This window comes from Streptomyces ovatisporus (assembly GCF_042653885.1).
Taxonomy (GTDB): domain Bacteria; phylum Actinomycetota; class Actinomycetes; order Streptomycetales; family Streptomycetaceae; genus Streptomyces; species Streptomyces ovatisporus.
In genome coordinates, this window is record NZ_JBHSFH010000007.1 from 77,613 (window position 1) to 90,230 (window position 12,618).

The 12,618-nt window shown below is 70.4% G+C and carries 10 protein-coding genes; 7 read left to right on the forward strand and 3 right to left on the reverse strand.

What is annotated here, in order from left to right; translation table 11 throughout:
* The first annotated feature begins 295 nt into the window (after positions 1–295).
* From ACFPA8_RS14185 to ACFPA8_RS14200, 4 genes are all read left to right on the forward strand, one after another.
* Positions 296–2,191 (forward strand): ABC transporter ATP-binding protein, encoded by a 1,896-nt coding sequence (locus tag ACFPA8_RS14185; protein ID WP_386447853.1) that lies wholly within the window; start codon positions 296–298, stop codon positions 2,189–2,191.
* Between the two features lie 224 nt (positions 2,192–2,415).
* Positions 2,416–3,441: a rod shape-determining protein gene (locus tag ACFPA8_RS14190; protein WP_386447855.1), complete on the forward strand. Its 1,026-nt coding sequence runs from the start codon at positions 2,416–2,418 to the stop codon at positions 3,439–3,441.
* A 130-nt stretch (positions 3,442–3,571) separates the two neighbouring features.
* Complete coding sequence (locus tag ACFPA8_RS14195; RefSeq protein WP_386447858.1) at positions 3,572–3,778, forward strand: DUF2277 domain-containing protein; 207 nt, start codon at positions 3,572–3,574, stop codon at positions 3,776–3,778.
* Between the two features lie 90 nt (positions 3,779–3,868).
* Positions 3,869–5,656, forward strand: a complete 1,788-nt coding sequence (locus ACFPA8_RS14200; protein ID WP_386447861.1) for a BCCT family transporter — start codon at positions 3,869–3,871, stop codon at positions 5,654–5,656.
* Positions 5,657–5,746: 90 nt separating this feature from the next.
* On the opposite strand, the gene ACFPA8_RS14205 is transcribed toward ACFPA8_RS14200, so the two are convergent.
* A complete protein-coding gene (locus ACFPA8_RS14205) occupies positions 5,747–6,697 on the reverse strand; it encodes a DUF389 domain-containing protein (protein ID WP_386447864.1) in 951 nt (316 codons plus the stop codon).
* Positions 6,698–6,942: 245 nt separating this feature from the next.
* On the opposite strand from ACFPA8_RS14205, the gene ACFPA8_RS14210 reads away from it, so the two are divergent.
* Genes ACFPA8_RS14210 through ACFPA8_RS14220 form a run of 3 tightly spaced genes read left to right on the forward strand, consistent with a single transcriptional unit; the run spans position 6,943 to position 10,124 of the window.
* The gene (locus ACFPA8_RS14210; protein ID WP_386447867.1) at positions 6,943–7,929 is read left to right on the forward strand and encodes a Bug family tripartite tricarboxylate transporter substrate binding protein; all 987 of its coding nucleotides are present in this window, start codon (positions 6,943–6,945) and stop codon (positions 7,927–7,929) included.
* Entirely contained in the window at positions 7,926–8,525 is a 600-nt protein-coding gene (locus tag ACFPA8_RS14215) for a tripartite tricarboxylate transporter TctB family protein (RefSeq protein WP_386447870.1), read from the forward strand. Before ACFPA8_RS14210 ends, ACFPA8_RS14215 begins: the two co-directional genes overlap by 4 nt.
* A gap of 3 nt (positions 8,526–8,528) precedes the next feature.
* Entirely contained in the window at positions 8,529–10,124 is a 1,596-nt protein-coding gene (locus ACFPA8_RS14220) for a tripartite tricarboxylate transporter permease (protein WP_386447873.1), read from the forward strand.
* 119 nt (positions 10,125–10,243) lie between these two features.
* Here the strand turns inward: ACFPA8_RS14220 and ACFPA8_RS14225 are convergent, their stop codons facing one another.
* Complete coding sequence (locus ACFPA8_RS14225) at positions 10,244–10,993, reverse strand: DedA family protein (RefSeq protein ID WP_386447876.1); 750 nt, start codon at positions 10,991–10,993, stop codon at positions 10,244–10,246.
* 162 nt (positions 10,994–11,155) lie between these two features.
* Entirely contained in the window at positions 11,156–12,121 is a 966-nt protein-coding gene (locus ACFPA8_RS14230; RefSeq protein WP_386447879.1) for a hypothetical protein, read from the reverse strand.
* Positions 12,122–12,618 lie beyond the last annotated feature (497 nt).

Consider the following 12,618-nt stretch of genomic DNA (forward strand, 5'->3'; position numbering starts at 1 on the left):
TCCTTCAACTGCCTCGGATCATAGCCTCGTTCATGTGCCTATGCATGTGCCGATGCACGTGCACGACCGCCTGTCGCCATGCCATCACAGCCGGTCAAAGCGGGTTGCGGACTGCTGACCGCCCCTCACCCGGAGTCCCGTGCTTCCGCTTCCCCGCGCCCGTCACCGGTCTGCGAGCCCGTCCGCCGCCCCGCCGGGGGCGACGCGGGGAAGCACTCCTTGACTTGAATCGAGCTTCAACTTCTACGGTCGTCCGGTACGCCGCCCACCCGGTACCGGCACCTCAGGAGAGCCCATGAGCATGGAGTCGACAGCGTGGCACGCCCTGTACTCCTCACGCTTCGCCCAGCAGGAGAGACGCCCCGTCTCACGCGCCGCCCTGCTCCGCATCGCGCGCTTCGCCCGCGGCCACCGCCGGCCACTGATCGCGTTCCTCGTCTTCAGCAGCATCCTGGCGCTGCTGACGGTGGCCACCCCGCTGCTCGCCGGCAGGGTCGTCAACGCGATCGAGGACGGTGCCCCGGCACGCACCGTCGCCGTACTCGCGGCCGTGATCGCGGGCATCGCCGTGGCGGAAGCCGCCACGGGACTCCTCACCCGTCGTCTCTCGGCGGGAATCGGCGAGGGCCTCATCTTCGACCTGCGCACCGCCGTCTACGACCATGTGCAGCGGCTCCCCGTGGCGTTCTTCACCCGGACCCGCACCGGCGCTCTCGTCAGCCGCCTCAACAACGACGTCATCGGCGCACAACGCGCGTTCAGCAACACGCTCTCCCAAGTGGTCAGCCAGCTCGTGACGTTGCTGGCGACGCTGGCGGTGATGATGCGGCTGTCGTGGCAGATCACGCTGCTCGCGCTCGTACTGCTGCCGCTGTTCGTGCTTCCCGCGCGGCGAATGGGCGCACGGCTGGCACGGCTGGAGCGTGAACGGGCGGACCACAACGCCGCCATGGGCAACCAGATGACGGAGCGCTTCTCCGCCCCCGGTGCCACGCTCGTCAAGCTGTTCGGACGTCCGCGGGAGGAGTCGGCGGAATTCGCCCGGCGGGCAGGCCGCGTAAGGGACATCGGCGTACGCACGGCCATGGTGCAGCACGTCTTCATCACCTCGCTGACGTTCGTCTCGGCCCTCGCACTGGCGCTCGTCTACGGCCTCGGCGGCTACTACGCCCTGCGCGGCTCCCTCGACTCGGGCGCCGTCGTCTCCCTCGCCCTGCTGCTGACGCGGCTCTACGCGCCGCTGACCGCCCTCGCCGGAGCCAGGGTGGAGGTGATGAGCGCGCTGGTCAGCTTCCAGCGCGTCTTCGAGGTCCTCGACCTGAAGCCGCTCATCGCGGAGAAGCCCGATGCTGCGGCGGTGCAGGACGGCCCGGTCTCCGTCGAGTTCGACGGCGTCCACTTCGCCTATCCGCCCGCCGAGAAGGTGTCACTGGCCTCGCTGGAGGACGTCGCCACACTCGACACCCGCGGCGGCGAGGAAGTGCTGCACGACATCTCCTTCCGGGCCGAACCGGGGCGGATGGTCGCGCTCGTGGGCTCCTCCGGCGCGGGCAAGTCGACCATCGCCGCCCTGGCGCCGCGGCTCTACGACGCCGACAGCGGCACCGTACGCGTGGGCGGCACCGACGTACGCGACCTGAGCGCCGCCTCCCTGCGCCGCACCCTGGGCGTCGTCACCCAGGACGGGCACCTCTTCCACGAGACCATCCGGGCCAACCTGCTGCTGCCGCGTCCCGAGGCCACCGAGGCGGAGGTGTGGGAGGCGCTGCGCCGTGCCCGCCTGCGGGACCTCGTCGCCTCGCTGCCCGACGGCCTGGACACGGTCGTCGGGGAGCGCGGCTACCGCCTCTCCGGCGGCGAGCGCCAGCGGCTGACGATCGCACGGCTGCTGCTGGCCCGGCCCCGGATCGTGATCCTGGACGAGGCGACCGCCCATCTTGACTCCACCTCGGAGGCCGCCGTGCAGGAGGCGCTCGGCGAAGCACTCGCGGGCCGCACATCCCTGGTGATCGCGCACCGGCTGTCGACCGTACGGGCCGCGGATCTCATCCTCGTCCTGGAGAGCGGCCGGATCGTGGAGCGGGGAACCCACGAGGAACTGCTGGCGCTCGGCGGACGCTACGAGCAGCTGTACCGGACGCAGTTCGACCAGTCCCCGTCCGTGCCGGAGCCCGCGGCACCCACCTCCTAGCCGGCCCAGTGCTGCGACCGGGAAGGTCCACCGGCTCGCGACGCCCGGCAACCCTCCCGGCCACAGCACTGACCGCCACCGGGCACTTCACCGGGGCCGGCCGGGAGGTCACCCGGCCGGTCCAGCCCAGCGGGCGTAGCGGGAGGGCCGAGTGCACGCTGAGGAACGGGTCGACGCGCGCGCGGTCCGGCCTCTCCCACGCACCGGCAAGGATGGGACTCACCGTGACCAACCCCCTTGATCAACTGCGCCGCTGCTCGGTCGCCGTCGACATCGGCTCCGCCCGCACCCGTGTACACATCAAGCAGACGGGTCTGGTCGTGGACGAACCGTCGGTCGTCGCCGTGAACACCTTCTCGGGCGCCCTGATCGCCGTGGGTACGGCGGCCGAACGCATGGACGGCAGGACGCCGGGCCACATCCGCGTCGTACGCCCCGTCTGCAACGGCACCGTCGTCGACATCGAGATGGCCCAGCGGATGCTTCGCGCCCTGGTCGGCACGACGGTCCGCCGTGCGTGGCGCCGCCGGGGCGCCATGCAGCGCGCGGCCGTGACCATTCCGCACAACGCGGATCCGCTCGCGCGCAGCGCAGCCGTGGAGACCATGACGGGGGTCGGCGCCAAGCAGGTCGAACTGGTCGACACCCCCACTGCGGCGGGCGTGGGCTGCGGGCTGCCCGTCGAGCAGCCGGAGGCCACGATGATCCTGGTCTGCGGCGCCACCACGACACAGATCGCCGTGCTGTCGCTGGGGGCGATCGTCTCCGCTACGACGGTCCCGCTCGGCGGCGACACCATCCACCACGCCGTGATCCAGCATCTGCGCAACCACCACGAGCTGATCCTGCCGAGCCAGGCCGTACGTCCGCTGCACCTGGCCCTCACCGGCGGGGGCGATCCGGCGGCGGCGACCGAGGTGTGGGGCCGCGACGTGGCCACCGGCATGGCCAGGACCGTGTGCATCAACCCCGACGACGTGCGGGCGGCCATACAGGCTCCGCTGACCGGGCTCTCCGACGCCATCCGTTCCGTCCTGCACAACTGCCCTCCCGACCTTGTCGCGGACCTCGCGGACCGCGGCATGGTGCTGGCGGGCGGAAGTGCCCAGCTGCCCGGGCTCGACGAGCGGCTGCGCACCGGTACCGGGATGCCCGTGCAGATCGCGGACCAGCCCTCGCTCAGCGCGATCAACGGGCTGGCGGCCATGGTGGAGGGGCAGGTGAAACCGCTGGGCGCGGATGTCCACTGAACCGCACCGGTCTCCCCGGCGGTTCCGGCCCTTGCCGGGGGGCTCCGGCTCCGGGATCGCTGCGGTTCGCGGGGCCGCCGGGGCCGCAGGGGCCTCCCGGGCAGGGCCGGACGGGCGTAGCGTCGGAAGCATGTGCAGAAGCATCAAGACCTTGCGCCCCCCGTACACGGAGACCGTGACCTCGGAGGACACCCGAGCGGCAGCACTGCAGTACGTCCGCAAGGTGTCCGGGTTCCGGCAGCCGGCCGCGCACAACGCCGAGGCCTTCGAACTGGCCGTGGAACGCGTGGCCGCTGCGACCGAGGAGCTGCTGGCGTCACTCGTCGTACGCGGCTGACGACAAAGACTTGCCCTGACGGCATGCTGATCAGATAGTCGGGTAGCTGCTCCAGATTCGAGCAAATCCGAGAACTGAAAGGTCCACAGCGTGCCGGATAAACGGGTGGAACGGAACGCGACAGAGGAGCCGCCGGGCGCCTCTGGCGGTCTGAGGGCGTCATCGGCGCCACAGACCGACAGAGTGGTGTTCGGCGTGACAGCCCTGCTGACGCTCGCTTTCATCGTGTGGGGGGCCGTCGCCACAGACTCGCTCGAGAGTGTCTCGTCGACGATGCTCACCAGCACGATGCACAACGGCGGTTGGGCATTCGTGCTCGCCGCTTCGGGATTCGTGGTCTTCTCGCTCTGGCTGGCCTTCAGCCGGTACGGGAAGATCACTCTGGGTAGGGAGGGTGAGCAGCCGGAGTTCCGGACGGTCTCATGGGTCGCGATGATGTTCAGCGCGGGCATGGGCATCGGCCTGATGTTCTACGGCGTCAACGAACCGCTCACGCACTTCGCGACGCCGCCGCCCGGGACGGGAGGCGCCGGAGCGCCCGCGCCCGAGCGTCTGGAAACGGCAATGGCCACGACGCTCTTCCACTGGACGCTGTACCCGTGGGCCATCTACGCGGTCGTCGGCCTGGCCATCGCGTACAGCTGCTTCCGCCGCGGACGGCGGCAGACGATCAGTGCCGTCTTCACCCCGCTCATCGGGGAACGGAACGCCAACGGCGCGTTCGGACGCGTCATCGACATCCTGGCGATCTTCGCCACGCTCTTCGGGTCGGCGGCCTCGCTGGGTCTCGGTGCGCTCCAGATCGGCAGCGGCGTGAAGGAGGTCGACTGGTCCTCCAGCGTCGGCACCCCGATCCTGGTGACCATCATCGCGGTCCTCACCCTGGCGTTCGTGGCCTCCGCGGTCTCCGGCATCGAGAAGGGCATCCAGTGGCTGTCCAACATCAACATGGTGCTGGCCGGCCTGCTGGCCTTCTTCGTCCTCATCGTCGGTCCGACGATCCTCATGCTCAACCTGCTGCCGACGTCCATCGGCTCGTTCATCGGTGAACTGCCGCAGATGGCCGCCCGTACGGACGACACGGCGGGCAAGGGCGTCGCGGACTGGCTGGCCGGCTGGACGGTCTTCTACTGGGCGTGGTGGATCTCCTGGACGCCCTTCGTGGGCATGTTCATCGCCCGCATCAGCCGGGGCCGTACGATCCGCCAGTTCGTCGGCGGCGTCATCCTGGTCCCGAGCGTCGTCAGCCTCGTCTGGTTCGCGATCTTCGGTGGTACGGCGATCAGCCTCGAGCGTGGCGGAGCGAAGATCACGGACGAGTCGACGGCGGAGGGCCAGCTCTTCGCGGTACTGCGCGAGTACCCGATCGCGAGTGTCACCAGCCTTCTGGTGATGATCCTCGTCGGCATCTTCTTCGTCTCCGGTGCCGACGCGGCGTCCATCGTCATGGGGACGCTCTCGCAGAAGGGGACGCTGGAGCCCAGCCGGAACGTCGTCGTCGTCTGGGGTGTGCTGACCGGTGCGGTCGCGGCGATCATGCTGCTGGTCGGAGGTGGCGGAGCCACGGCGCTCAACGGTCTGAAGAACCTGACGATCCTGGTGGCGGTGCCGTTCACGATCGTGATGGTGGGCATGTGCATCGCGCTCACCCGCGACCTGCGGCGTGACCGGGTCATCATCGTCGGCGAGCGTGGCGACGAGGCCGTCGAGACCGCGGTCATCGCAGGTCACGAGAAGTACGGCGGCGACTTCGAGATCCGCATCGGCCCGAGTGAGGGCGACAGCCTGCCGCCTGACGCGGGTCCCGGCCACGGCGACTACGGTCCCGGCTCCGAGGAGGACGGCGAGCCGGCGGACGCGGCTCCCCGCAAGGGCTGATCCGTCTCCGCGTACCCTTCGCGGATTCGCAGCGCCCCGTCACGGCCCGGCCGTGACGGGGCGTTCCCGTGTCCGGCGGGACGCTCCGCGTCAGACGGGGCGCTCCTGTCCGCACGTCCGGCCGCGCTGCCAGGCCCAGAAGAGCTTCTGCGCCAGCAGGGTCAGCGTCCCGGCGAGGAGGATGCCCGCGAGGTTGAGGGCGAGCTGCTGCATCGAGCCGACGGCGTCGGGGACGTCTCCGTAGCTGAGCGCGAGGGCGGCATTGGCCGCCGCCGGCACGGTCGTCACCGAGATCGCGACGCCCACCAGCGCGCCGGACTTGGCGGAGGTGAGGGAGAGGATCCCGCCGACGCCCGCCAGTACGGCCACCACGAACGACATCAGATCGGGATGCCAGACGAACTCGCTGACGGGGTGCGGCTGCCGGTACTGCCGCTCGGAGAAGAGCCCCGCAGCGTCCATGAGAAGGGTGAAGGCTCCGGTCGCGAGCATGGCCACGGGGAAGCCGACCGTCAGTGCGGTCAGCGGACGCCACAGCAGCCGCGCCCTGCGGCGCGCCAGTGCCGTGCACACCCCCGCCAGCGGTCCGAACTCCGGTCCGACGGCCATGGCTCCGACGATCAGGATGGCGCTGTCCAGCATCACACCGCACGCGGCGAGCATCGTGGCCAGGACCAGGAACGCCAGGTACGTCACCGACAGCCGGGACTCCTCGTGCGTCGCATCCGTCAGCGACTCCCACAGCACGGCGTCGACGCCTTCACCCGGGGCGTCCACCTCGGCCTGCTCGGCCCTCGCGGACAGCGACAGGGAGATGTCGTCGACGGTTATCGCGCCGTGGGTGTCCAGGCCGCGCCCTTTCAGCTCGGCGATCAGCCCGTCCGCCGCCTCGCGGGCGACGTCGCACATCACCAGATCCCCCTCGGGATCGCGGGCGGCTCCCGCGAGCACGACGAGGTGGGCGGTGCCGACGGTCGTCCGCAGCAGGGAGACGACGTCCTCCGTGCTTGCCGTCGGGGTGATCACTCGCAGTCGCAGCATGACGGAAGCGTAGAGCCGCCCCGCGCGCACGTTGTGCGGAGGGGGTGCGGCAGGGCATGCCCGGCCAACTCACCGTTCGCGTAACGGAGTTCGCGCTCCAGAAACCCGTACGGACTCCGCCGTGAACACAATGAACACAACGATCATTAAGTTCTTTCGCGCACAGGGGGCGAAACCTCCGCGCACCCCGTGCAGCATGTGGGCCGTCCCCAGCAGGACCTCACACACGGAAGGCGGTGCCCCGCGTGCGCAAGCGCACCCTCATGTCCCTCGTCGGGGCGGCGCTGCTCGTGCTGATCGGCCCCCCGCTGATCACCACGGGCAGTGGTGCCGAGACGGGGACGAACATCCCCGGGCTGCAGTTCATGGTGCCCAACACCCCGGGAGGCGGCTACGACATCACCGCGCGTACGGCCGCCAAGGACGCCGAGGACGCCGGGCTCAACCACAACGTCGAGGTGTACAACCTGCCCGGAGCGGGCGGCACCGTCGGCCTCAGCAGGCTCGTCAACGAGCGCGGCAACGGCAAGCTGGCGATGTCGATGGGCCTCGGCGTGGTCGGAGCCGTACGCACCAACGACTCCCCCTCGACGCTCGCGGACGCGACCCCCATAGCCCGGACCGTCGAGGAGCCGAACATCGTCGTCGTCTCGAAGGACTCCGAGTACACGTCCTTCGAACAGCTGCTCGCCGACTGGAAGAAGAAGCCGGGCAAGCTGCCCGTCGGCGGCGGCTCGTCGGCCGGCGGACCCGACCACCTGGCTCCGATGCTGATGGCGCGGGACGCGGGGATCTCCCCCAAGTCCGTCAACTACGTGCCCTTCGACGGCGGTGGTGAACTGCTCGCCTCGGTGCTCGGCGGCAAGGTCGCCTTCGGCATCTCCGGCATCAGCGAGTACCGGGACCAGATCGAATCCGGTGAGCTGCGGCTGCTCGCCGTCACCGGCAAGGAGCGGATCGAGGGCTTCGACGCCCCGACCCTCAAGGAGGCGGGCATGGACGTGGAGTTCACCAACTGGCGCGGCATCATGGCGCCGCCCGGCCTCTCGGAGACCGAACGCGCCAAGCTCGTCCGCTTCTTCGACGCGCTGCACGACTCTCCGCAGTGGGAGAAGTCGCTCAAGCGGAACGGCTGGGACGACGCCTACCTGACCGGTGAGAAGTACGGCCGCTTCCTGGAGGCGCAGGACGAGCGCGTCCAGTCCGTCCTCAAGGAGGTGGGCGAGGGATGACGACCCCGTCCCCGGCACCCACACCCCCCGGCCGGACGGCGGCGTCCGACACCGCGCCGGACACCCCGGACACGTCGGCTCCCGGCCCGGCGCAAGGCGGTTGGCGTGACCGTCTGCGGGGCCGCTCCGAACTCGGCGTGAGCTTCCTGCTGCTGGCCGTCGGTGTTCTCGTGCTCACCGACACCCTGGGCATGGAGACCGTCGCGAACCAGCGCGGCCCGGTCGGCCCCCGCACCGTCCCCCTGGCGGTCGGTGTCGCGCTGCTGGTGGTGGCCGTCGTCCTCGCTGTCGACGTGCTGCGCGGCGGCCGCGGCGAAGCCGAAGCAGGCGAGGACGTCGACCTGGACGAGCCCGGCGACTGGCGCACCGTCGCCCTGCTCGCCGGGATCTTCCTCGCCACCGCGGCCCTCATCGACCCGCTCGGCTTCCCCATCTCGGGAGCGCTCCTCTTCTGGGGGTCCGCGTACGCACTCGGCAGCCGCAACCTGACGCGCGATCCCCTCATCGCGGCCGTCCTGTCCCTGGCCACCTTCGCGGCCTTCAACACCTTGCTGGGCGTTCCGCTGCCCGGCGGCCCGCTGATGGGGGTGCTCTGACAGATGGAATCCCTCTCCTCCCTGCTCGACGGGTTCGGTACGGCCCTGACCCCGCTCAACCTGCTGTGGGCGGCCGTCGGCGTACTGCTGGGCACAGCGATCGGCGTGCTGCCCGGCATCGGCCCGGCCATGGCGGTCGCACTGCTGCTGCCGGTGACGTACGGGCTCGATCCGATCGGCGCGTTCATCATGTTCGCGGGCATCTACTACGGCGGCATGTTCGGCGGATCCACCACCTCGATCCTGCTCAACACCCCCGGTGAGAGCGCCGCCGTGGTGACCGCCATCGAGGGCAACCCGATGGCCAAGTCCGGACGCGGATCGCAGGCGCTGGCAGCCGCAGCCGTCGGCCACTTCGCGGGCGGCATGATCGGCACGATCCTGCTGGTCGCGCTCGCGCCGACGGTCGCCTCGCTCGCCGTCGACATCGGCGCACCGGACTACTTCGCGATCATGGTGCTGGCCTTCATCGCCGTCACCTCGGTCCTCGGCAGCTCGCGCATCCGCGGGTTCGCGGCACTGCTCATCGGCCTCACCCTCGGCCTCGTCGGCCTGGACCAGATGACGGGCCAGCAGCGGCTCACCTTCGGCAGCCTGCAGCTCTCCGACGGCATCGACGTCGTCATCGTCGCCGTCGGGCTCTTCGCCATCGGCGAGGCGCTGTGGGTCGCGGCTCGGCTGCGCCACACCTCGGGCGAATCCATACCGGTGGGGCGTCCGTGGCTGGACCGGAGCGACCTGCGCCGCACCTGGAAGCCGTGGCTGCGCGGCCCCGCCATCGGCTTCCCCTTCGGGGCGATCCCGGCCGGCGGCGCGGAGATCCCGACCTTCCTCTCGTACGTCACCGAGAAGCGGCTCTCCAAGCACAAGAACGAGTTCGGCAAGGGCGCCATCGAAGGTGTCGCCGGGCCGGAGTCGGCGTCCTCCGCCTCCGCGGCGGGGACGCTCGTCTCCCTGCTGACACTGGGGCTGCCCACGACGGCGGTGGCGGCGGTCATGCTCGCCGCCTTCCAGCAGTACGGGATCCAGCCCGGTCCGCTGCTCTTCGAGCGTGAGCCGGACCTGGTGTGGGGCCTGATCGCCTCCCTCTTCGTCGGGATGGTGCTGCTCCTCGTCCTCAACCTGCCGATGGCGCCGGTGTGGGCGAAGCTGCTGCGCATCCCCCGCCCGTACCTCTACGCGGGGATCCTCTTCTTCGCGGCGGTCGGTGCGTACGCCGTCGGCGGCGAGGCGATCGACATGGTGATCCTGCTGATCATCGGGCTCATCGGGCTCATGATGCGGCGCTTCGGGCTGCCCGTGCTGCCGGCGATCATCGGCGTCATCCTGGGCCCGGCCGCCGAACAGCAGCTGCGGCGGGCGCTGCAGATCAGCGACGGAAGCGTGACCGGGCTGGTCGACACACCCTTCGCCGTGACCGTGTACGTCGTCATCGCCCTGCTGCTGGCGTGGCCGTGGCTGCGGCGGCTCGCGGGGCGCGGGCGCCCGGCGGGCCCGGGAAGCACCGGAGGCCCGGCGGGCCCGTCCGTTCCCGGCGGCTCCGGGGAGAGCGACGGTCATGGAGAGAGCGGCGGCGAGAAGGAGGAGAGCAAGGTCTGAGCGGCGGAGCGGCCGGCCGCTCCGCCTCCCCGCACAGCACTGCGCCCCGCCCGTCCGGCAGAACCGGACCGGCGGGGCGCAGTCGATGTCGCGAGGCCCCCTCGGGAGTAAGCCCGAGTTCAGCGGCGTGCGTGACGCCCGCGGCCGTCGCCGGGACCCTCCGAGCTGCCAGCGCCCGGAACCGACCGCTCCGCCGCTCCTGCGGACTCCTGCGCGCCGCCCGGCCGGGACGCGTCCGGCTCCGCCTTCTTCTTCCTGCGGGCCCGGACGTACTCGACGACGATCGGCATCACGGACAGCACGACGATGCCCACGAGGATCGCCTCGATGTTGTTCCGCACGGCGGCGATCTGCCCCAGCCCGGCACCGAGCAGGGTGACGCCGGCACCCCACAGCACACCGCCGACGACGTTGAAGGTCAGGAAGGAGCGGTACCGCATCCGGCTCACGCCGGCGATGATCGGCGTGAAGGTCCGGACGATCGGCACGAAGCGCGCCAGCACCAGCGACTTGGGGCCGTGCTTCTCGAAGAACTCGTGCGCCTTCTCCACGTTCTCCTGCTTGAAGAAACGGGAGTCGGGGCGGCGGAAGAGCGCCGGCCCCACCTTGCGGCCGAACATGTAGCCGACCTGGTCGCCGATCACTGCGGAGATCACCACAAGCGTGCAGACCAGCCACAGCGGGTAGTGCAGGTACTGATCGGTGGCGACCAGCAGTCCAGCGGTGAACAGAAGCGAATCGCCGGGCAGGAAGAAGCCGATCAGCAGGCCGGACTCCGCGAAGACGATCACGAGGATGCCGATCAGACCGAAGGTCTGGATCAGGTAATCCGGATCGAGCCAACTGGGTCCCAGCGCGAGGGCGGTCACGTCACAGGCTCCTCATCAGGGGCTCACCGCTAGCGCGGCGGTCGGGGCGTACACGGTATCAACGCTTGCGTGCGCCGGAACGCGCCGCCTCCCGGCGGCTCCGGACGACAGCGCCCCGGGCCACCGGCGGGATCGGTCGGCCCTGGGGGCCGGCGGGATCGGTCAGCCCTGGGGGGCCGGCAGCATCTCGTTCCAGTTCGCCCAGTACCCGCCTTGGCCGTCCGGTACCAGGCCGTCGGGCAGGAGCATGTCGCCCGGCGCGCTCATCTGGGAGGACGGGACGTTCGAGTAGTACGGAGCCGACTCCCTGCGGTGCTTGCCGCCCTGCCGTCCGCTGGTCTCCTCCGGCTGCACGAACAGGCGCCCCTGTGTGGAGAGATACTGCGCGCGGGCAGTCAACCTCCGCAGGTCGGTGCCGAGTTCGAGCGCGAGGATCTCCAGGTCCACGCCGGACTGCCAGCCGTCGACGAGCACCGCGTCCTGCACGGGCGACCAGCCGAGGTGGTCGGGCATCTGCGACTGGTCGTACATCTGCATGTGCTCGTGCGGCTGTTGGTACTGCTCCTGCACGGCGTGGTGGTACTGGTCCTGCACGGCGTGATGGTGCTGGGCCTGCTGGTACTGCTGTGCCTGCGCGTGCTGCTGGTGCTGCGCCTGTGCGTGCTGAGCGGCCTGCGCCTGCTGCTGAGCCTGCGCGTGCCCGTACATCTGCGCGGGGTCGTGGGCCGGAACCGCGTCGGGGACCTGCGGGGGCGGCTGCGCGTGCCCACCGGCATGGCCGGGGACGCCGTGGCCGGTACGGACCTGCGGCGTCTCCTGCGTCCGCACGGCGTCGTCGGGCGCGCCGGGCTGCTGGAGATGGGGCGGCATGAGCAGTTCGTCGGCGAGGCTGCGGGCGTCGTCACGGCCCACGGTGCGGCGGGCGATGCGTACTTCGCGCTCGTGCAGGCCCAGCATCTCGGCCACTGCCTTGTCGTTCCCCACCACCACGGCGAACGCCGCGAGTGAACGGACCCGGCTCGTCTGCGCGTCGTCGAGTGTGGTCTGCGCTGCCCGTACCTCTTCATCGCTCTGGCAGAAGGCTCTCGCCAACACCGTGTGCCGTTCCCACAGCTCCCGAGGCTCCATGCGACCCCCGCGTCCTCTCAGTCAATATGTACTGAATTCACAGTCCAAATCATGCAATCCGTATCTTCGAGGTACTCAATCTAGTGGCGCCGGGGGCGGAGAACGCGGTGCCGTGGCGGGCGTCCGGGCGTTTCCCCAGGTTTCCCCCTGGGTACACAAGTACGGCTCCGCGCACGGCCGTCGGACCGTCACCTCGGGGGCTTTCACTCGTAGGTGCCCGATCGGCGGCTGACCCGTATCGGTGGGCAACCGGGCCCCGACGTACGCCCGTACATGCGGGAGCGAGCTCAACTCCACCCGCGGCCACGTGAGTTGCGGTCCTCCGGTCCGGCCCTGCACCGCCTCCCCGGCCCCGTCACCGCCTCAGCCGGCCGTCCACACGGCCGAGTTCGAACGAATGGCCGTGAACGCGCTCGCCCCTGCGCGGGGAGATGGAGCACCGGTCCCCGCCGTCCGCTCGGCCGATGTGCGTATCGCCCGATGGAAGTACACGGGTT

Coding starts and splice junctions, on each gene's coding strand:
- ACFPA8_RS14215 (WP_386447870.1), top strand. CDS start 7,926: ATGACGACCCCGTCCCCGGCACCCACACCCCCCGGCCGGACGGCGGCG.
- ACFPA8_RS14230 (WP_386447879.1), bottom strand. CDS start 12,121: ATGGAGCCTCGGGAGCTGTGGGAACGGCACACGGTGTTGGCGAGAGCC.
- ACFPA8_RS14195 (WP_386447858.1), top strand. CDS start 3,572: ATGTGCAGAAGCATCAAGACCTTGCGCCCCCCGTACACGGAGACCGTG.
- ACFPA8_RS14205 (WP_386447864.1), bottom strand. CDS start 6,697: ATGCTGCGACTGCGAGTGATCACCCCGACGGCAAGCACGGAGGACGTC.
- ACFPA8_RS14220 (WP_386447873.1), top strand. CDS start 8,529: ATGGAATCCCTCTCCTCCCTGCTCGACGGGTTCGGTACGGCCCTGACC.
- ACFPA8_RS14185 (WP_386447853.1), top strand. CDS start 296: ATGAGCATGGAGTCGACAGCGTGGCACGCCCTGTACTCCTCACGCTTC.